This window comes from Nitratidesulfovibrio sp. SRB-5, from assembly GCF_019931275.1.
GTDB lineage: Bacteria > Desulfobacterota > Desulfovibrionia > Desulfovibrionales > Desulfovibrionaceae > Cupidesulfovibrio.
On record NZ_JAIOTY010000003.1, the window covers coordinates 125,658 to 144,661 of the forward strand.

Below are 19,004 nucleotides of genomic sequence, written 5' to 3' on the forward strand. Positions count from 1 at the left end.
CGGGCCAGGCCGGGCCAGGCCGGATGCGGAACCGTCATCACACGGGCGGCAAACCGCCACGACACCCGGCCCGGGGGAATGTATCCGGCCGACAGGCAGCCGCCTTCCCCCCTCCCCACGAGACCACCGGCAGGCGCCGCGCGTCTCCCCGCCCGGCCCGTACATCCCGCGGGGATGCGTCCCGCACGCCCGGCCTCCCTCGAACATGCCGCCCGTCCCGCCCCCCGGCCAGCCCGGCGCACTCCACCCACCGCACGAGCCCACGCGCCTCACGCGTTCCGGGAATCCGGCCAGTTCGCACGAAATGCGCACAACGCTGTTGACAACCCGAGGGGTTTCGGGCAAGAACCTACTTCCGCTTGGGGCTGTAGCTCAGTTGGGAGAGCGCTTGAATGGCATTCAAGAGGTCAGGAGTTCAATTCTCCTCAGCTCCACCAGAATTTCGCAGGGGTTATCCGAAAGGGTAACCCCTGCGCCTTTTTGCGTTCCACACGCCACACGGGGGAGGGCAACATGGCATTCGGCACCTGGTTCACCTATTTCCTGCTCATGACGGCCATCGCGTACACGCCGGGGCCCATGACCATGTTCTCCATGTCCACCAGCGTGCGCAACGGCTTTGCCCGCACCGTGCCCGCCATTGTGGGCGGCTCGTGCGCCTACTGCGTGCAGATGGTGGTGGTGTATTTCGGACTGGGGGCCATCGTGCAGGGTTCGGTGGTGGTGTTCAACTGCATTAAGTGGGTGGGGGTGGCCTATCTGGTGGTGCTGGCCCTGAAGAACTGGCGCGCCGTGCCCATGGCCGGGGACCAGGGCGATGCACACCCCGCCCCGACCCCGCGCAGGCAGTTCTGCCTGGGCTTTGCCACGGGCATGTCCAACCCCAAGTCCATTCTGGTGTTCACCGTGCTCTTTCCGCAGTTCATCGAACCCGCCCACTACACCGCGCATTTCTGCATTCTGGCGGGCAGCTTCTTCGTCATTCAGGGCAGCAGCGCGGTGTCGTACGCCCTGTTCGGGGCGCGGGTGTTCCGCTGGCTGCGGCGCCGGTCGCTGGAGCACCTCCAGCACAAGGCCACGGCGACCATCCTGTTCGGCGCGGCGGGCATGCTGGCGGTCAGCAGACGGTAGGACGGCGACAGGAAACGACAGGGCGGGGGCAGGCCGGCCCGTGCCGCAGCAGTGCCCCCCAACCCGACGCGGGGCGGCGCATCCTGCAGGCCCGGCATACCGGGCCTGGCGAAATAGCACCCTGACGAAATACAAGGGCTGACGACGTATCGTCCCTGACGAAATACCGCCCCTCGCCCCGCCCGGTGCTTCGGCCACACGCCATCCCACCTACGGCATGGCTGCATCCGGCCCCGCTCCGAAACCATCCCCCGCACATCACTCGGGCACCATGGACACGCCCGCCCCAAAAAAGGCCGCCGTGGCCGCCTCGTGCGCCGTCTGGCGGCCTTTTCCGCCATCCCCCCTCGCCGTCTTGACTGTGCGTTCAATTCATGAAATGGGGCGCTTCGCGCACCGTTGCCCTCACGCTCCCGCTCCCGGCAATCTTCCCCATCCCCCTCCCCACGCGCGTTCACCCGACCGTCTGCCGGCGGTCGGGAATCCGTTACGCATTCCCGGCATGGCGCGGGTTATACTTCCCGCGCATCCGGCGCCCCCATACAATGATTGCCGTTCGCTCCCAACTCCGGGCCATCGGTTCGCATCCCGCGCGGCGGCGCCGCCCCGCCCCCTGTGCGGGCACGCCATGGCCCGTCGCGTGCGGCACACCACAGGAGACCCCCATGCGCTCCATCAAGCTTACCTTGCTCGTGGGCCTTTGCCTTGCCGTCATCGTTCCCTTCGTGGTCATCTATTCCATCATCCACGCCCGGGTCAGCGACCAGGCCGTGGCCGCCTTTTCCACCGCCACCCGCAACGAGATCACGCAGGTGGACCGGGCCATGGGCTTTCTGCTGGACGACGCCCGGCGCAACGCGGCCATGCTTGCCGCCAGCCCCCTGAACGAACTGATCGACGAACGGGTGACCAGCTACCTCGGCCCCGAGGAAAAGCCCCGCACCCCCGCCCCGGACGATGCCTACGGCCAGCAGATGAGCCCGCTGTTGCAGTGGATCAAGGCCTCTCATCCCAGCTACGACAGCGTGTACATGGGCACCCGCTGGGGCGGCAACGTGCTCAGCAACGTGCAGGGCACCCGCAAGAGCTACGACCCGCGCACCCGGGTGTGGTGGCAGGTGGCGCTGAAGGACACCTCGCAACCGCAGGTCACCGCCGCCTACAAGGGCACCACCGGCGATGCCATGATCAGCGTGGCCAAGGCGTACGTGCGCGGCGGCGAGGCCGTGGCCGTGGCCGCCATAGACCTGACCCTGAACGAACTCTCCGACGCCATGTCCACCATCCGCCTGGGCAAAAGCGGCTACGTGCTGCTGGTGCAGGGCGACGGCACCGTCGTCGCCAACCCGCGCGACAAGGCCATGAACTTCAAGAACATCGCCGACGCGGGCGACCCGGCCTTCAAGACCCTGTTCGATCTCGGCTCCGGCTCGGCGCAGGTCTCCATCGGCGGCACCCGGTGCCTGGCCGAGGTGTTCACCTCGCCCAGACTGGGCTGGCGGTTCATCGGCATCATCGACAGGGCCGAGGTGCTGGCGGGGGCCAACGACCTGCTGTTCCAGATCGGCATGGTCATGGCCGTGTCCGTGGTGGTGATACTGGCGGCGCTGGGGCTGTTCATGGACCGCCTGGTGGTGCGCGGGCTGCTGCGGGTCACCGCGTTCCTGCGGGGCATCTCGCAGGGGGACTACGCGACGCGCATCGGCCTTGCCCGACGCGACGAGATCGGCCAGATCTACACCGCGCTGGACGAGATGGCCGCCACGCTGGAAGGCAACATCGCCGAAATCACCCACAAGACCGAAGAGGCCGAACGCCGCGCCCGCGATGCCCAGGAGGCGTCGGGCCGGGCTGAGGCCGCCTGCGCCATGGCCGAGGTGGCCCAGCGCGAGGGCATGCAGGCCGCCGCGCTGCGGCTGGAGGACGTGGTGGCCCACGTTACCGCCGCCTCCGCCGAAATCGCCCGCCAGACCGAGGAAATCCGCCACGGAGCAGGGGTGCAGGGCCAGCGCATTGCCGAAACGGCCACCGCCATGGAAGAAATGAACGCCACCGTGCTCGAGGTGGCGCGCAACGCGGGCAAGGCCGCCACCGAAAGCTCCGCCGCCAGGGACAAGGCCGTGGACGGCGAACGCACCGTGCAGCACTCCATGGAGGCCATGCGTGCCACCCGCGACCGCACCATGGGGCTGAAGGCCAACATGGACAACCTGGGCCGCCAGGCCGAGTCCATCGGCACCATCATGACCGTCATCGAGGACATCGCGGACCAGACCAACCTGCTGGCGCTGAACGCGGCCATCGAGGCGGCGCGCGCGGGCGATGCCGGGCGCGGGTTCGCCGTGGTGGCTGACGAGGTGCGCAAGCTGGCCGAAAAGACCATGGGCGCCACCAAGCAGGTGGGCGATTCCATCCGGGCCATCCAGGCCGAGGCGCGCCAGAACATGCAGGCCGTGGAAGGCGCTGTGCAGGACATGGAACGGGCGGTGGAACTGACCGGAACCTCCGGCCAGGCGCTTGAGGAAATCGTGCGCGGGGTGGAAACCTCTGCCGACCAGATTCAGGGCATCGCCACCGCCGCCGAGCAGCAATCCGCCACCAGCGACGAAATCAACCGGTCCATCGACGAGATAAACCGCATCACCGCAGATACCGCCCACGGCGTGGCCCGCACCTCCGATGCGGTGCGCGAACTGTCGGAACAGATGGCCCTGATCGGGGGCATCATTCGAGAGCTCAAGGGCGCGAACTGAAAAGCGCGAGGGCAAGGGCGGCACACAGGCAGCCCAGCCCGAACCCCGCCGCAACGACAACGGGCCGGTCCACCAGGATCGGCCCGCTTGCTTTTGCCCGCTGGCGCTCGAGCCGCGGAGCTCGATCCATGATGCCCGTTGCAGCCACCACAGCCAGCCCCGCATGTGCAACCACGCGGCGGCCATGCCACGGCCACGCCAGTTGCCGGGCACACCCTGCCGGGGCGCGGCCGAGAGCCGTGGTCAGGGGCATCCGGCTTCGTCCCTCAACGGGCTGTGCCAAAAAAAGGACACCCCCCGGACCAGGTCCAGGGGGTGCTTGTTTTCGCCCGGCGGGTGCACGCGGGGCGCGGGGCAGGCGGGAGCATTCATGCCCGCCCCGCGCTTTCGGACGAAAGTCCTGTCACGCTACGGCAGCATCCACTTCAGCGGGTAGGCCTGGAGCATGGTCAGCACGCAGATGAACGCGGTCATCGCGACGGAGTGCCACAGGGTGAAGCGGAACAGCTGGCCTTCCTGGCCGACCATCTTGGTGGCCGCGGTGGCGACCGAGATGGACTGGGGCGAGATCATCTTGCCGGTAACGCCACCCGAAGAGTTGGCGGCAACGGCCAGGTGCGGGTCCATGCCCACGCTGGTGGCGGTGGTGCGCTGCAGACCGCTGAACAGCGCGTTGGACGAGGTGTCCGAACCGGTCAGGAACACGCCCAGCCAGCCCAGCAGCGGCGAGAAGAACGGGAACAGCCAGCCGGTCTTGGTGAAGGCGAGGCCCATGGTCGAGCTCATGCCGGAGTAGTTCATGATCTGGGCAAGGCCAAGGATCATGGCGATGGTCAGGATGGGGAAGCGCAGCTGATGCATGGTGCGGAACAGGCAGGGAATGGCCTGGCCGTAACCGTACTTGGGCATCATGGGCACCGCGGCAAGGCCGGTGAACAGGATCGCGGTACCGGCGGCGGAGATGATGTTCAGCTTGAACATGGCGCCGTACGGGGCATTGGCGGCCACGATGGGCGCGGTCTTTTCGATGGCGTTGTGCAGGCCCGGCCAGGCAAAGCCCTTGGCGGCCAGCGGGGTGAAGCCAGCGCCCAGGGCGCCGTCGAGGTAGGGCTTGATTTCGGGCAGGCCCCAGAAGAACACCATGATGGCCAGGATGATGTAGGGCATCCAGGCGCGGATGATTTCACCGAAGGAGTAAGGCGAGGGGCCGGTCAGGGCCGAGGGGGTTTCGTCGGGGAAGTGCCAGGTGGAGGCGGGCTTCCACACGCGCAGCAGCAGCACGAGGCCGATGATGGTGATGATGGCCGACATGATGTCGGGCAGGGTCGGGCCGTGGAAGTTCGAGAAGGCGTACTGCGAACCGGCGAAGCACACGCCAGCCACGATGACGGCGGGCAGCACTTCGAGCGAGCGCTTGAAGCCGCACATGGTCACGCACAGCCACATGGGCACGATGATCGACAGGAAGGGCAGCTGACGGCCCACGATCTGGCTGATGTGCATGGTGTCGAGGCCCGACACCTGGCCGGCGACGATGACCGGAATACCGATGGCGCCGAAGGCCACCGGAGCGGTGTTGGCGATAAGGCAGATACCCGCGGCGTACAGCGGGTTGAAGCCCAGGCCCACCAGCATGGCCGCGGTGATGGCCACGGGGGTGCCGAAACCGGCGGTGCCTTCGATGAACGAACCGAACGCGAAGGCGATGAAGATGGCCTGCAGGCGACGGTCATCGGTAAGGCGTGCCAGCGAATCCTTGATGATCTCGAATTCGCCGGATTCGACGGTCATGTTGTAGATCCACACCGCCGTGATGACGATCCAGACGATGGGGAACAACCCGTACGCTGCACCGTACAGGGTCGCATTGACGGCCAGGTTCACGGGCATGCCCCACACCAGGATGGCGAGCAGCACGGCCGCGGTGGTGCCGAGGGCGGCAGCGAAGTGACCCTTCGCGCGGCGCACGGCCAGCATGTAGAAAAGAACATACAGCGGCACGGCGGCGACCAGTGCCGACAAAAGGATGTTCGAGAGCGGATCGTAGTTCTGCACCCAGTTCATGAAACTCCTCCCTTACGGATTATGATGAGGGCCTGCACCGGCCCCAGCCCATGGGCTTGCTCTTGATGGTCGCATTAGCCCATGGAAAACACGACTTCAAGAAGGGAAGGCAAATCTTTTTTTTCGGACATGGTGTATATTTTCAAGGAAAAATCATACCCATTCCGCAATATGGGACGCGCACCAATTCACTGATTATACAATCAATATGCTTGTTGCATTAATGTAATGCAGATTACACCACAAACAGACTCATATAATCAATATGCAACCAAAAAATATGAGGCCAATACAATGCCATAACCATTCATATCGACAAATTAAATCTCTTTTGTAGGAACTTACAAACTCTTTCGAAAGGGATACATGCTATTCACATATAACAATATGCATTGGAAATATTATTCAAATTCTGACAAATTTTTCCTATTCCTACTTATTCAAGCATATTTTGCATGGTTATGAACACTGCGCATTGCGCGATCATCCACACTGCATGCTTCAGGCACGCCCAACCTCACAACGGGCTGCCAGGCGGCGCGGCGGCTTCCGGCGGCAAAACGGCTTTCCGCCCATTTGCCTTGTACGGTGGTGGGTTGCGGGTGCGGCGCCATGCGGAGGCGTACGACGCGCCGCGTCATGCAGTGTGCCTGCTCGCTATTTTACAGCGATGCGTCACACTAATATGGGGATGTGTCCGGTCATTCGCGTCCGGAAAAACGGATAAAAAAAAATCGCCACGAGGCATTATTTTTTTGCAGAACCGGGTCAGAAATGGGGCCGAAGGGGCCAAGGGGGGAAAGCGCGGGGCAAAACGCGGGGCCCGGGCGGGCGGCGGGTGCCGCCGAAAACGGCAGCGCACGCAAAAGGGGCGCTTCCGCCGTGCTGCGAAAGCGCCCCCAAGGGTCGCGTGGTGGGCAATACAGGATTCGAACCTGTGGCCTTTGGCTCCGGAGGCCAACGCTCTATCCATCTGAGCTAATTGCCCGCGAAACGGGACAACTATCGCTTGCCTACCGGCACTGTCAAGACATATGTGGACCGGACGCGCACCGGGCGCACCGCATGCCCCAGACGCATGCCCAGACGTATGCCCAGACGTATGCCCCAGACGCATGCCCTTTCCCCGCCACCACGGCACGAACACGACCGGCAGACTCCGAATTGCCGCGTCCGCCCCTGCCGACACGTGCGAATGGCCGCCAATGTGTGACGGGCTTGAAAAAAATCGTGTCGGACGGCCTTGCAGGCATGGCGCGTCGTGCACATTTTCGATAAAACAGCCCCACCCCCACCTCCATCGCGCTGCCCCTCCCGCCCCGACCGCCGTCCGTCCGATTCTTGCACCCCGGCTGGCACGGCATCGGCCCGATCCGCATCACAGGATGTCTGCGGACGTCAGCGGGCACGGTCATGCGCCGGTTGTCCGCGCGCCGCGCGGCAGCATCGCGCAGCGCCAGGGAGGCGGGCATGATTCCGGAGATTTCATGAAACGTTTCGTGGTCGGCATATCCGGCGCCAGCGGCATGCCCCTGGCCGTCACCCTGCTGCGCGGGCTGCGCAACGCCGCGCCCGCCCTGCCCGGCGGCGTGCAGGTGCATCTTGTGGTGTCCGACGCCGCCCGGCAGGTGCTGGCGCTGGAATCGGACCTGCGCGCCGAAGACCTGCTGGCCCTGGCCGACGTGGTCCACGACGCGCGCGACTTCGGCGCGCCGCCGTCCAGCGGTTCGTGGCCGCACGACGGCATGGTGGTCTGCCCCTGCTCCATGAGCACGCTGGCCGCCATCGCCCACGGCACCGGCAGCAACCTGCTGCACCGCGCCGCCGACGTCACCCTGAAGGAGCGCCGCCCGCTGGTGCTGGTGGTGCGCGAAACGCCGGTGAGCCGGGTGCACCTGCGCAACATGCTGGCCGCCGCCGAGGCGGGCGCCGTAATCATGCCGCCCTGCCCCGGCTTTTACGCCCGGCCCGCCAGCGTGCAGGACATCCTGGACCACCTTGCCGGGCGCATTCTGGACCAGATCGGCGTGCCCAACACCCTTGCCGCCCGCTGGGGCGAGGCCGCCGACACGGAATAGCCGCGCCTGCGGCGCACGGCACGGATGACCGCCCGACACGAACGGCACGGACTGACACTTGCGGGCACTTGCGGGCACTTGCGGGCACGAACAGCCACCAGCCGGGCGCGGGGCCGCGCCCAACCGTGTGCCGCAACGTATACGGGCATGCGCGGCGATGAACCGCCCGCGCGGCACGAAACGGGAACGCCGGTTCCCCCGGTATTGCGTCGATACCGCAAGGAACCGGAACAGCGCTCCCCCTGCCGCATCGCCACCGGCCCCCGTGCGCGGATTGCACCGGGACAGGCCACGCGGCGCGGAAACCTTTTTGCGGAAAGGCAGGATCAGACCATGCAGTACAGCCTCACATGGCACGGCCACGCCAATTTCCAGATTTCCTGCGCTGGGGCCAACGTTCTCGTGGACCCGTTCTTCGAGGGCAACCCCTCGGCGTCCACCCCATGGAGCGACATCGCCCCGCCCGACCTCGTCCTGGTCACCCACGACCACGGCGACCACGTGGGCCAGGCGGTGCAGATCTGCAACGCCACCGGCGCGCTGCTGGGGTGCATCGTGGGCACCGCCCAGCGCCTGCTGGATGAAGGGCTGCGCCCCGGCCTGCTGCTGAACTCCATCGGCTTCAACATCGGCGGCACGGTGACGCACAAGGGTGTCAGCGTCACCATGACCCAGGCCTTCCACTCGTCCGAATCCGGCGCACCCGTGGGGTACATCGTGACCATGCCGGGCGGCTTCACCTTCTACCACGCCGGTGACACGGGCATCTTCGCGTCGATGGAGCTGTGGGGACGGCTGCATTCCATCGACCTTGCCATGCTGCCCATCGGCGGCACCTTCACCATGGACGCACGGCAGGCGGCCATGGCCAGCGCCATGCTGCGCACCCGCTCGGTGGTGCCCATGCACTGGGGCACCTTTCCGGTGCTGGAACAGAATACCGAGCGCTTTCGCGAGCAGCTGCGCAACCATGCCCCGGACTGTCGGCTGTTCGACATGAAGCCCGGCGACACCATCACCCTGGACATGGGTGAGGATGGCCGGGGCTGCGCCTACTGCTGATCGCGCGCGATCTTTTTTGCCGCCGGGCAAGCCCCGCAGCGACAAAGAATCCTCGCAAGCCGACGCCTGCGGCGAGTATTTCGGGAAAGACCGGGCACCAGCCGCGCGCTCGCGGCAACGGACCCGCATCATCAACACTGCAACACGCCTTGCGCGCCACGCGCCGGAATGCGGATTCCGGCCCACGGGCACAGGGCATCGCCTCCGGTTTCGCGTGCGGCTGGCATCGTGCGCGGGAGGTCCGGAGCGAACGGGGCGTGTGCCCCGATTCGGTACCTCCATGGAACACGCGGCGGTAACATACAAATGGGTTGTCTATCTTGTGCGCTGTGCCGACGGGACGCTGTACTGCGGCGTCACCACGGACATGGAACGGCGCCTTGGCGAACACAACCGGGGCAGGGGCGCGCGCTACACGCGCTCGCGCCGCCCGGTCACGCTGATCGCCACCGCCCCGTTCCCTGACCGCAGCACCGCACAGAAGGCCGAGCATCACGTCAAACGGCTGCCCCCCGACAGGAAGCAGGAAGCACTGGCACGATACGCCAACGCACTTCCCGTCGCGGCGCCGCCGAGCGCCCCGCGCACGAAGGAATGAGAATGGAAACCTTACGCTTTGAAGAATTGTCCCTTTCCAAGGAAATCCTGAAGGCCATCGAAGAGATGGGCTTCGAAGAAGCCTCGCCCATCCAGGCATTGGCCATCCCCCACATCCTCGAAGGCCGCGACGTCATCGGCCAGGCCCAGACCGGCACCGGCAAGACCGCCGCCTTCGGCATTCCCCTGCTGGAACGCATCGACCCGCGCGAAAAGGACATCCAGGGCATCATCCTGTGCCCCACGCGCGAACTGGCCATCCAGGTGGCGGAAGAACTTACCCAACTGGCCTCGCGCAAGCGCGGCCTGTACGTGCTGCCCGTGTACGGCGGCCAGCCCATCGACCGCCAGTTCAAGGCCCTGCGCCGCGGCGCGCAGGTGGTGGTGGGCACGCCGGGCCGCGTCATGGACCACATGGAGCGCGGCACCATCAACCTTTCCACGGTGCGCATGGCCGTGCTGGATGAAGCCGACGAAATGCTCGACATGGGCTTTCGCGATGACATCGAGCACATCCTGGGCCAAGTGCCGGGCGAGGCGCAGACCGTCTTCTTCTCGGCCACCATGCCCCCGGCCATCCTGGACATGGCCCAGCGCTTCCTGAAGACGCCCGAATTCCTCAAGGTGACCCAGAAGCAGGTCACCGTGCCCAGCATCGAACAGATCTACTACGAGGTGCGGCCCTTCCAGAAGCTGGAGGCCCTGTGCCGCGTGCTGGACCTGTACAACCCCAAGCGCGCCATCGTGTTCTGCTCGACCAAGCGCGGGGTGGACGAACTGACCCAGCACCTGCAGGGGCGCGGCTACCAGGCCGACGGCCTGCACGGCAACCTCAACCAGTCGCAGCGCGACCGGGTGATGGCGCGCTTCCGCAGCAACGGCATCGAAATCCTGGTGGCCACCGACGTGGCCGCGCGCGGCATCGACGTGGACGACGTGGAAGCCGTGGTCAACTACGACATCCCCAACGCCGTCGAACACTACGTGCACCGCATCGGCCGCACGGGCCGCGCCGGGCGTTCGGGCCGGGCGTTCACCTTTGTCTCCGGGCGCGACTTCTACAAGCTGCGCGACATCAAGAAGTTCACCAAGGCGCACATCGTGCAGCACCAGGTGCCCACGTCCAGCGACGTGGCCACGGTGAAGACCAACCAGCTGCTGGCCGAAGTGCGCCGCCACATCGAGGCGGGCGAACTGGAAAAGTACACCGACATCGTGGAATCGTTCCTGGACGAGGACGTGACCACCGTGGACATGGCCGCAGCGCTGCTGAAGCTGCTGATGCGCCGTGAACTGGGCGACGCCGTGCCCGGCGGTGAAAAGACCCCCGCAGGCACCGGCGCCGAACCCGGCATGGTGCGCCTGTTCCTGAACGTGGGCCGCAAGATGCGCGTCACCGCGCGCGACATCGTGGGCGCCATCGCGGGCGAAACCGGCATCCCCGGCCGCATGATCGGGGCCATCGACATCCGCGACCGCGTGTCGTTCGTGGAAGTGCCCGCCGACTACGCGCAGGAAGTCATCTCGGTGATGAACGGCAACCAGATCCGGGGCTTCCGCCTTGGGGTGGAGCCGGCTACGCCGCGCGACCGGGAATAGGTGGCGATCGGTAAGCAACGATTGGCTTTCAAGCCACAAAAACGACACTCTCGGTAATCATAGGTGGGTGCATCCTCGACATGCACCCACCTTTTTCTGTACGATCACACAAAACTAACGCGCAAATGACCATATAACGCCGGGGCACCAAATGGACGAATACGCAACTAAATGTATACAAAAAATCAATATGGACACCCGTGAGGTGGTCGCCGTCACCAAAATGGCCCACACTCCACTATTCGAGAAGGACTACATATCTAGATACGACAACACGTTCTCTGCCCATGGGCTAGAAGTAATAAAATATTCCCTTCACAACTATGGAATAATTATCATAACGAGGCTTTGGGATAACGACAAAGACAGCCTATCGATTATAAATGCAAACAAATTTTACAGAGAAAATGCTCATAAAATTATTCTCCGCAGAAAGTCAGAACTTTTCAGAATTGGGCATATTGATCTTACAGAACCAGATGAGCCTTCCCGCAATTTAATTAATCAATCTTTACATAAACGCGCAGAGCGGGATTCCATGCTTATAGATGGATATGTGCAAGCAGAACTTGAAGAGCTTTCCTCCCTCATCGACGACGTCTATTTCAAAGACATGCTACACAGCATTACTAATTTCAGAGACAAGCTAGCGCACCCTGTAGATATTAGTCGGAAAGAAAAAAACGCCTTATCAAAATGTAAAAGGATAGACACCACAAAATGGGGAGACTTAGGAAAACTTGTCTCACATACTACAGAAGTCGTAAGACGCCTCAATTTACTTCACAGCGACCTAGCAACTAACTTTGAAGAATTTGGTGAAATTTGGGCGCGTTATTCAATCGCGTTTTGGGATTCAGCGTCGGCAAATCCAAGATAGCAAGGCACGCTTCTCAGTACCTCGCGTACAACTCCGGCAAGTAGTCCTGTCTCCTACCCCGCCCAGGCTTGCCGGGCCAGGGACAGGGCCACGCCCCACACCACCAGGCACACGCTGCCGTCCAGCACGCGCCAGGCCACGGGCTTGCGGAACAGCGGGGCCAGCACCCTGCCGCAGCCGCCAAGGGCAAGGAACCACAGGCACGAGGCCGTGGCCGCGCCCGCGCCGAAGGAAAAGCGTTCCGGGGCCGGGTAGTGTCCGCTGATGCCGCCCAGCATGACCACGGTATCGAGGTACACGTGCGGGTTCAGCAGGGACACGGCCAGCGTGGCCCCCAGCGCCCGGCGCAGGCTGGTGCGCCCGCCGTCGCCCACTGCCCTGTCGGCTTCAAGGATGCCGGGCCGCAGGGCCGAGCGCAGCGCCCCGAACCCGAACCACGCCAGAAACACCGCCCCGCCCACGGCGGCGCCCTGCCGCAGCAGCGGGCTGGCGGCAACCGCCGTGCCCACCCCGGCCACCCCGGCGGTGATCAGCACCACGTCGATAAGCGCGCACAGCGCGGCCACGGCCATGTGGTGGTTGCGGCGCAGGCTCTGGGTCAGCACGAAGGCGTTCTGCGCGCCGATGGCGATGATCAGGCTGGCCCCGATGCCGAGGCCCTGAAGGTAGGGTGCAAGGTGCATGGCGCAACTCCAAAAGCAGGAATGGATGCCCGGCGAGCGCCGCCCGTCGGCACACGGCACACGTCATCCGAAAGCACGTTTCCGGCGAACCTGTCCGGCGATCATGTCCGGTGATCGTGTCCGGTGATCGTGTCCGGGAGAGACAGCTCCGGGGGGATGCCCCGGAGTACATGCCGCACGGGCGGCGATCCGCCGTGACGCCCCTGCTCTATCCTGTTCCGCGACATGCGTGAAATTACTTGTTGTGCTGTTGCATAAGCAAACGTAATGATCGGCCATGCTCGACTATCGACTTGTGGAGGCCGTGGCCGCCGTCATCCGTGAAGGGGGCTTCGAGCGGGCCGCGCGGGTGCTGCACCTGACGCAGTCCGCCGTGTCGCAGCGGGTCAAGGCGCTGGAGGACCAGCTGGGCACCGTGCTGGTGGTGCGCGCCACCCCGGCCCGCGCCACCGACGAGGGCCGCCGCCTGCTGGCCCATTGCGACAAGGTGGGCCTGCTGGAAACCGACCTTGCCGTCGCGCTGCGGCCCGAGGGCGGGGCTGGCGGCGCGTCCGATTCTCCAGACGCGGAAACCTCCGATATTCCACACATCCCATGGACCACCCTGCCCGTGGCCGTGAACGCCGACAGCCTGGCCACGTGGTTTCCCGACGCCGTGGCCCCGTTCCTGCGCGCGGAACGCGCCCTGCTCGATCTTTCCGTGGACGATCAGGAGCGCACCCACCTTCTGCTGCGCGACGGCCACGTGGCCGCCGCCGTGTCCACCCGCGCCGCCGCCGTACAGGGCTGTCGCTGCCTTCCGCTGGGCCGGGTGGACTACCTGTGCCTGGCCGCGCCCCACTTCGCCGCGCAATGGTTCCCCGCCGGGCTCACCGAAGCCGCCCTGTGCCGCGCGCCCGCCGTGATCTTCAACCGTGCGGACGAGGTGCATCATCAGTTCCTGCGCAGCCTGCTGCCTAGCGCCGCCTCCTTCGACCGCATCGCCCGCAGCCTGCCGCTGCACTACATCCCCTCGTCCGAACGCTTCGTGGACGTGGTGGCCCAGGGCCTTGCCTACGGCATGATCCCCCTGCCCCAGGCCCGCCAACACCTTGCCGATGGACGCCTGATCGACCTTGCCCCCGGACACGCCGTGCCCATCCGCCTCTACTGGCACTGCTGGGGTCTGCGCACCCGCCTGCTCGATGCCCTCACCCACCACGTGGTCAGTCATGCCCAACAGGTGTTGGCGCAGGAATAGCGGAAAAGATGAAAACGAACCGGGGGAAGGGAACTTTTAAAAAAGTTCCCTTCCCCCGGACCCCCATCCCTCCAAATTTTTCATTTGGTCTGATGGGCAAAGGACATGAAGGCCTCGGCCTCCACCGCTGCACGCTGTTGTGTACGACCCTGTAAAGCGCACCTGAAAAGCGGCGAACGCCAACCCCCCATACAAAAAGCTTTGGTGGAGGAGGGAGGTGGTTCCTCCCTCCCCCGATACGCTTTCCTGCTTTCCTTCTGCCGTGCCCCTACTTCCCGGCATCCACCCCGGCATCGCCGAAGGTGGCCATCTTCTCGAAGATGTCGGCGGCGCTGCGCAGCAGGAAGATGGACAGCGCGCCGCCGGTGCCTTCGCCGAGGCGCAGGCCGAGGTCGAGCAGGGGGCGGATGTCCAGCTTGTGCAGGATGGCCTTGTGGCCCAGTTCGGCGGAGGCGTGGCTGAACACGCAGTACCCGGCCACGGCGGGGGCGATCTTCCACGCGGCGGTGTACGCGGCGGTGGAGATGAACCCGTCGATGACGGCCACCATGCGGTGGCGGGCCGCGCCAAGGATGAGCCCGGCCAACGCGGCGATTTCGAGGCCCCCAACGGCGGCCAGGATGTCCACGGGGTCGCCGGATTCGACGGTGCGGCGGTTGGCGGTAAGGGCGGCGCGGATGACCCGGGCCTTGCGGGCCACGCCGTGGGCGTCCAGGCCCGTGCCGGGGCCGGTGACGGCTTCGGGGTCCAGGCCAAGGTACGCGCAGTACAGGGCGGTGGAGGGCGTGGTGTTGGCGATGCCCATGTCGCCGGTGCCCACGCAACGGCAGCCGTCGGCGGCGGCCTGCGCGGCAAGGTCGGCGCCCAGCAGCAGGGCGGCCTCGCACTGTTCGCGGGTCATGGCCGGGCCGTGCGTCATGTTGGCGGTGCCGGGGGCCACCTTGCGGCGGATGAGTTGCGGATGCGGGTCGAAGTCGTCGCCCAGGCACCCGGCATCCACCACGCGCAGGTCGATGCCCGCGGTGGCGCACAGCACGTTGATGCCCGCGCCGCCGTTCAGGAAGTTGAGCACCATCTGGCGGGTCACTTCCTGCGGAAACAGCGAGACGCCCTCGGCGGCCACGCCGTGGTCGCCCGCGATGGTGAAGATGCGCGCGGGGTCGGCGGCCAGGGGGCGCGCGCCGCCCTGAATGCGGTGCAGTTGCAGGGCCAGGTCTTCCAGACGGCCCAGGCTGCCGCGCGGCTTGGTCAGGTTGTCCAGATGGGCCTGCCCGGCGGGGTCGTGGCCGTGGTCCACGGGGTCGATGGCGGCGATGAGATCGAGAAGCTGCGGAGACAAGGACGGCATGGGAACCCCCGGGGTGTCGGTGTGGATCGCGAACCGGCGCACGGTAGCCCCACGGGCCGGGCAAGGCAAGCCGGGGCGCGGCGTGCGCCTGCGAACGCGGGGCGGGGCCAACTGCCGCCGCGCTGGCGGTTCTGCCTCACCCCCGCGCCCCGCAGGCGGGATGCGGCAGCGAACGTGAGGCCTCCGGCGCCACGGCCCCACGGCAGCGCGGGCTGCTCCGGCGCGCACGGCCCCACGGCAGCGCGGGCTGCCCCTGCGCCACCCGGCCTCGCCGCTCCTTGCCGCCGCACGCCCCTGCTTCCTCGCCCCTGCCCCCTTGCCGACGCCCGCCGCAGGTCGCATAGTGATGCGTGCGAAAATCGCCCACCTCAGGGGAGCACCCATGATGTTCATCCATAGACAGTTGCCCGGCCATGACATGTCGCCCCGGCGCACGGGTTGCGTCAGCCGTGCCGTCAGGGGCGCGGCCCGTGCCGCCCGTATCGTTTTGCCCCTTCTGGCCATCGCCTTCGTGGCGCTGCCCGCCGCGCAGCATCCGCTTTCGCCCCGTACCGCGCTGGCGGCGGAATCTCCGCCCGCGCCGTTGCAGGCGGACCAGCCGGTGTCCTCGCAGCCGGGCCGTGCGGCCATCACCGTGCCCACGCCGCGCTCCCCCGCCCTGCCCCCCGGCATCCCGGACAACAGCCCGCGCCTTACCCCGGTGGTGCGCGCGGTCAACGCCGTGGCCCCCGCCGTGGTCAACATCACCACCGCGCGGGTGGTGGAGCGCAATTTCAACCCCTTCCCCGGCCTGATGGACGACGAGGCCGCGCGCGAAATGTTCCCCAGCCTGCCCACCCAGCGCCAGACCCGGCGCAGCCTGGGTTCCGGGGTCATCATCAACCCCGATGGCGGGCACCCCGGCATCGTGCTCACCAACGCCCACGTCATCGCCGGGGCCACGGGCATCGCCGTGCACCTGCTGGATGGCCGGTCGCTGGACGCCGAACTGCTGGGCTCGGACACCGACTTCGACATCGCCGTGCTGCGCGTGCCCGGCGCGCAGAACCTGCCCGCCATCAAGATGGCCACCTCGTCCGACCTGATGCCCGGCGAGACGGTCATCGCCATCGGCAACCCCTTCGGCTTCGCGCACACCGTGACCACCGGCGTGGTCTCGGCCCTTGGCCGGTCCATCAAGGTGGAGCAGGGCATGATCACCGACCTCATCCAGACCGACACGGCCATCAACCCCGGCAACAGCGGCGGCCCGCTGCTGAACATCATGGGCGAGCTCATCGGCATCAACACGGCGGTCTACGCCAAGGGCGAGGGCATCGGCTTCGCCATTCCCGTGGACAAGGCCCGCCGCGTGGTCGAGGAACTGCTGGGCCAGGGCCGGGTGGACCCGGTGTGGCTGGGCGTGCTGGGGCAGGACATCGACCAGCGCACGGCGGCGTGGCTGGGGCTGAAGCGCGCCTCGGGCATGCTGGTGACCGAGGTGCAGCAGGACACCCCGGCGGCCAAGGCCGGGCTGCGCCCCGGCGACGTGCTGGTGTCCATCAACGGCAACCCCGTGGAAGACAAGGACGGCTACATCATGCTGCTGCGCAACTACACCCACCGCGACACGCTGGAGGTGGGCCTGCTGCGCGAAGGCAAGACGGCCACCCTGCGCATGACCCCCGCCGTGTTCACGCAGGAAATGGCGGAACGGCTGGCCGAGCGGCGCTGGGGGCTGCGCGTGCAGGATGCGCAGGACCAGCGCGCCGGGGGGGTGCGCATCAATGCCGTGCTGCCCAACAGCCCCGCCGCCCGGCTGGGGCTGGCCCCCGGCGACGTGGTGCGCCAGGTGGGCAGCGTGCGCGTGGGCAACCCCCGCGACTTTGCCCAGGCGTTTGCCCGGTACCGGCTGGCGGGCAAGGTGACCCTGCTCATCCTGCGCGGCGGCAAGGGGTACTATGTTTCGCTGGCGGTGTAGGCGCGGCGGCAAGGGGCTTGCGCCCGGCAGGCTGTGCCTGCCATCCCGCCAAACAAAAAACCCGGTGGAAAAACAGCCTTGAAGGGTCACGGATTTCCGGCTGCCGGAAATCCCGCGTCTCGCAACGATGAGAATTTGCGTCAAAGCTTGACACCCCGGTTGCCGACAGCTATCTGCAATTTCGATGGTAAGCCGTCAAACCCTGTCGTGACGCGGTTTTTTCGCAATCACGACAGGGAATTGTTCCCAAAAAGCCGACTACGTCGTCGGCTGAAAAACACGCCTGGAGGATGACATGGGTTGGACTGTTACTGTTGACACCGATAAGTGTACCGGCGACGGCGAATGCGTGGACGTGTGCCCCGTCGAAGTTTACGAGCTGCAGGACGGCAAGGCTGTTCCCGTGAACGAAGAAGAATGCCTGGGCTGTGAATCCTGCGTGGAAGTCTGCGAAGCCGGCGCGATCACCGTCGAAGAGAACTAGTCGCCGCCTTTCCGGATTTGCTGCACGTCATGCCGCCGGACGACGTTTGCGCCGTCCGGCGGCATTTGCCGCATCAGGACCACGCATAGGGCCCGCACAGGGGCCAGGCTTCGCGGCCAGACTTCGGGGCCAGCCTTTCACGCGGTCCCGCGGGCCGCGAGGGGGACAGGGGCATGGCATGCCCCGCGCCACAGCGGAAACGGGGGTTGCCTTCCCGTGGCGTGTCGCCCGCCCGCACCGCGTATTCCCGCACATCCGCACGCCCGCGCGGGAGCCGCGCGAACCTCCGTCCGCACGCCTTTCCGGCAGACCGTGCCGCAGGGCGGCAGACGGCGGCAACCTTGGGGTGTGCATTCCGGCCACAGAACGACCGAGACCGCCCAGCGCCCGATACGCCAACCTGTCGGGCCATCGCATGACGGTCGCGCACGCGCGGCCCCCAAGGAGCAGAATGGATGACCGTGGACCTGACGGAAATCTTCGCCAAATATGAACGACTGGTGGCAGAGGCCGATGCGCTGTTCGAGCGCGTGCGTTCGCAGCACGCCGACTGCGTGACCTGCGGCCTTGGTTGCAGCGACTGCTGCCACGCCCTGTTCGACCTCGGCCTGGTGGAGGCCATGTACCTGAACCAGCGCTTTGCCGAGGCCTTCGGCTTCGGCGCGGAGCGTTCCGCCATCCTCGAACGGGCCGACGCGGCAGACCGCCACGCCGTGCGCCTGAAGCGCCGCCTGTACAAGGAATCGCTGACCGGGCGCGATTCCGCAGAGCTGCTGGCGGAAGTGGCGCGCGAGCGCATCCGTTGCCCCCTGCTGGGCGACGACGACACCTGCGCCATGTACGCCCACCGGCCCATCACCTGCCGCCTGTACGGCATTCCCACCGCCATCGGCGGCGTGGCCCACACCTGTGGCCGCACCGGCTTCGCCCCCGGCGGACGCTATCCCACCGTGGCGCTGGACAAGATCCACGAGCGCCTGGCGGGCCTCAGCCACGAAATACTGGTGGCCGTGCAGTCGCGCTACCGCGAACTGGACCAGGTGTACGTGCCGGTGTCCATGGCGCTGATCACTAGGTACGACAATGCCTATCTTGGCATCGGCCCGGTGAAGAAGGAGAGCTGAG

General features: G+C 66.1%; 14 protein-coding genes and 2 tRNA genes. 12 read left to right on the top strand and 4 right to left on the bottom strand.

The features are described 5' to 3' along the window. Positions 1-361: 361 nt before the first annotated feature. The 3 genes from K6142_RS14580 (at position 362) to K6142_RS14590 (ending at position 3,884) form a co-directional block, all read left to right on the top strand. Positions 362-437: transfer RNA gene (locus tag K6142_RS14580), tRNA-Ala, on the top strand. A gap of 76 nt (positions 438-513) precedes the next feature. Then, complete coding sequence (locus tag K6142_RS14585; protein WP_190245251.1) at positions 514-1,131, top strand: LysE family translocator; 618 nt, start codon at positions 514-516, stop codon at positions 1,129-1,131. Positions 1,132-1,796: 665 nt separating this feature from the next. Further along, positions 1,797-3,884, top strand: a complete 2,088-nt coding sequence (locus K6142_RS14590) for a methyl-accepting chemotaxis protein (protein WP_190245252.1) — start codon at positions 1,797-1,799, stop codon at positions 3,882-3,884. A 408-nt stretch (positions 3,885-4,292) separates the two neighbouring features. Here the strand turns inward: K6142_RS14590 and K6142_RS14595 are convergent, their stop codons facing one another. Continuing rightward, the gene (locus K6142_RS14595) at positions 4,293-5,948 is read right to left on the bottom strand and encodes an L-lactate permease (RefSeq protein WP_190245253.1); all 1,656 of its coding nucleotides are present in this window, start codon (positions 5,946-5,948) and stop codon (positions 4,293-4,295) included. Between the two features lie 911 nt (positions 5,949-6,859). Then, a tRNA-Arg gene (locus K6142_RS14600) sits at positions 6,860-6,936 on the bottom strand. A gap of 499 nt (positions 6,937-7,435) precedes the next feature. Between K6142_RS14600 and K6142_RS14605 the strand changes: the two genes are divergently transcribed. The 5 genes from K6142_RS14605 (at position 7,436) to K6142_RS14625 (ending at position 12,164) form a co-directional block, all read left to right on the top strand. Then, entirely contained in the window at positions 7,436-8,026 is a 591-nt protein-coding gene (locus K6142_RS14605) for a UbiX family flavin prenyltransferase (RefSeq protein WP_190245254.1), read from the top strand. A 333-nt stretch (positions 8,027-8,359) separates the two neighbouring features. Beyond that, the gene (locus K6142_RS14610; protein ID WP_190245255.1) at positions 8,360-9,088 is read left to right on the top strand and encodes a metal-dependent hydrolase; all 729 of its coding nucleotides are present in this window, start codon (positions 8,360-8,362) and stop codon (positions 9,086-9,088) included. A 280-nt stretch (positions 9,089-9,368) separates the two neighbouring features. After that, positions 9,369-9,686, top strand: coding sequence for a GIY-YIG nuclease family protein (locus tag K6142_RS14615; RefSeq protein WP_012613238.1), 318 nt, complete (start codon positions 9,369-9,371; stop codon positions 9,684-9,686). A gap of 2 nt (positions 9,687-9,688) precedes the next feature. After that, positions 9,689-11,284: a DEAD/DEAH box helicase gene (locus tag K6142_RS14620; RefSeq protein ID WP_190245256.1), complete on the top strand. Its 1,596-nt coding sequence runs from the start codon at positions 9,689-9,691 to the stop codon at positions 11,282-11,284. A 151-nt stretch (positions 11,285-11,435) separates the two neighbouring features. Beyond that, positions 11,436-12,164 carry a hypothetical protein gene (locus tag K6142_RS14625; RefSeq protein ID WP_190245257.1) on the top strand — a complete coding sequence of 243 codons (729 nt, stop codon included), beginning with the start codon at positions 11,436-11,438 and terminating at the stop codon, positions 12,162-12,164. Positions 12,165-12,217: 53 nt separating this feature from the next. Here K6142_RS14625 and K6142_RS14630 read toward each other — a convergent pair whose 3' ends face one another. After that, positions 12,218-12,847 (bottom strand): LysE/ArgO family amino acid transporter, encoded by a 630-nt coding sequence (locus K6142_RS14630; RefSeq protein WP_190245258.1) that lies wholly within the window; start codon positions 12,845-12,847, stop codon positions 12,218-12,220. 277 nt (positions 12,848-13,124) lie between these two features. On the opposite strand from K6142_RS14630, the gene K6142_RS14635 reads away from it, so the two are divergent. After that, positions 13,125-14,087, top strand: coding sequence for a LysR family transcriptional regulator ArgP (locus K6142_RS14635; protein ID WP_190245259.1), 963 nt, complete (start codon positions 13,125-13,127; stop codon positions 14,085-14,087). A 268-nt stretch (positions 14,088-14,355) separates the two neighbouring features. Here K6142_RS14635 and cobT read toward each other — a convergent pair whose 3' ends face one another. After that, on the bottom strand, positions 14,356-15,435 hold the full coding sequence (gene cobT / locus K6142_RS14640) for a nicotinate-nucleotide--dimethylbenzimidazole phosphoribosyltransferase (RefSeq protein WP_411722710.1): 1,080 nt from the start codon (positions 15,433-15,435) through the stop codon (positions 14,356-14,358). A 382-nt stretch (positions 15,436-15,817) separates the two neighbouring features. Between cobT and K6142_RS16615 the strand changes: the two genes are divergently transcribed. The 3 genes from K6142_RS16615 to K6142_RS14660 all read left to right on the top strand — a co-directional run bounded on the left by K6142_RS16615 (position 15,818) and on the right by K6142_RS14660 (position 19,003). Further along, complete coding sequence (locus K6142_RS16615; protein ID WP_190245762.1) at positions 15,818-17,395, top strand: trypsin-like peptidase domain-containing protein; 1,578 nt, start codon at positions 15,818-15,820, stop codon at positions 17,393-17,395. Positions 17,396-17,690: 295 nt separating this feature from the next. Then, positions 17,691-17,879: a ferredoxin gene (locus K6142_RS14655; RefSeq protein WP_007525515.1), complete on the top strand. Its 189-nt coding sequence runs from the start codon at positions 17,691-17,693 to the stop codon at positions 17,877-17,879. Positions 17,880-18,334: 455 nt separating this feature from the next. Further along, positions 18,335-19,003 carry a YkgJ family cysteine cluster protein gene (locus K6142_RS14660; protein WP_012613232.1) on the top strand — a complete coding sequence of 223 codons (669 nt, stop codon included), beginning with the start codon at positions 18,335-18,337 and terminating at the stop codon, positions 19,001-19,003. Position 19,004 lies beyond the last annotated feature (1 nt).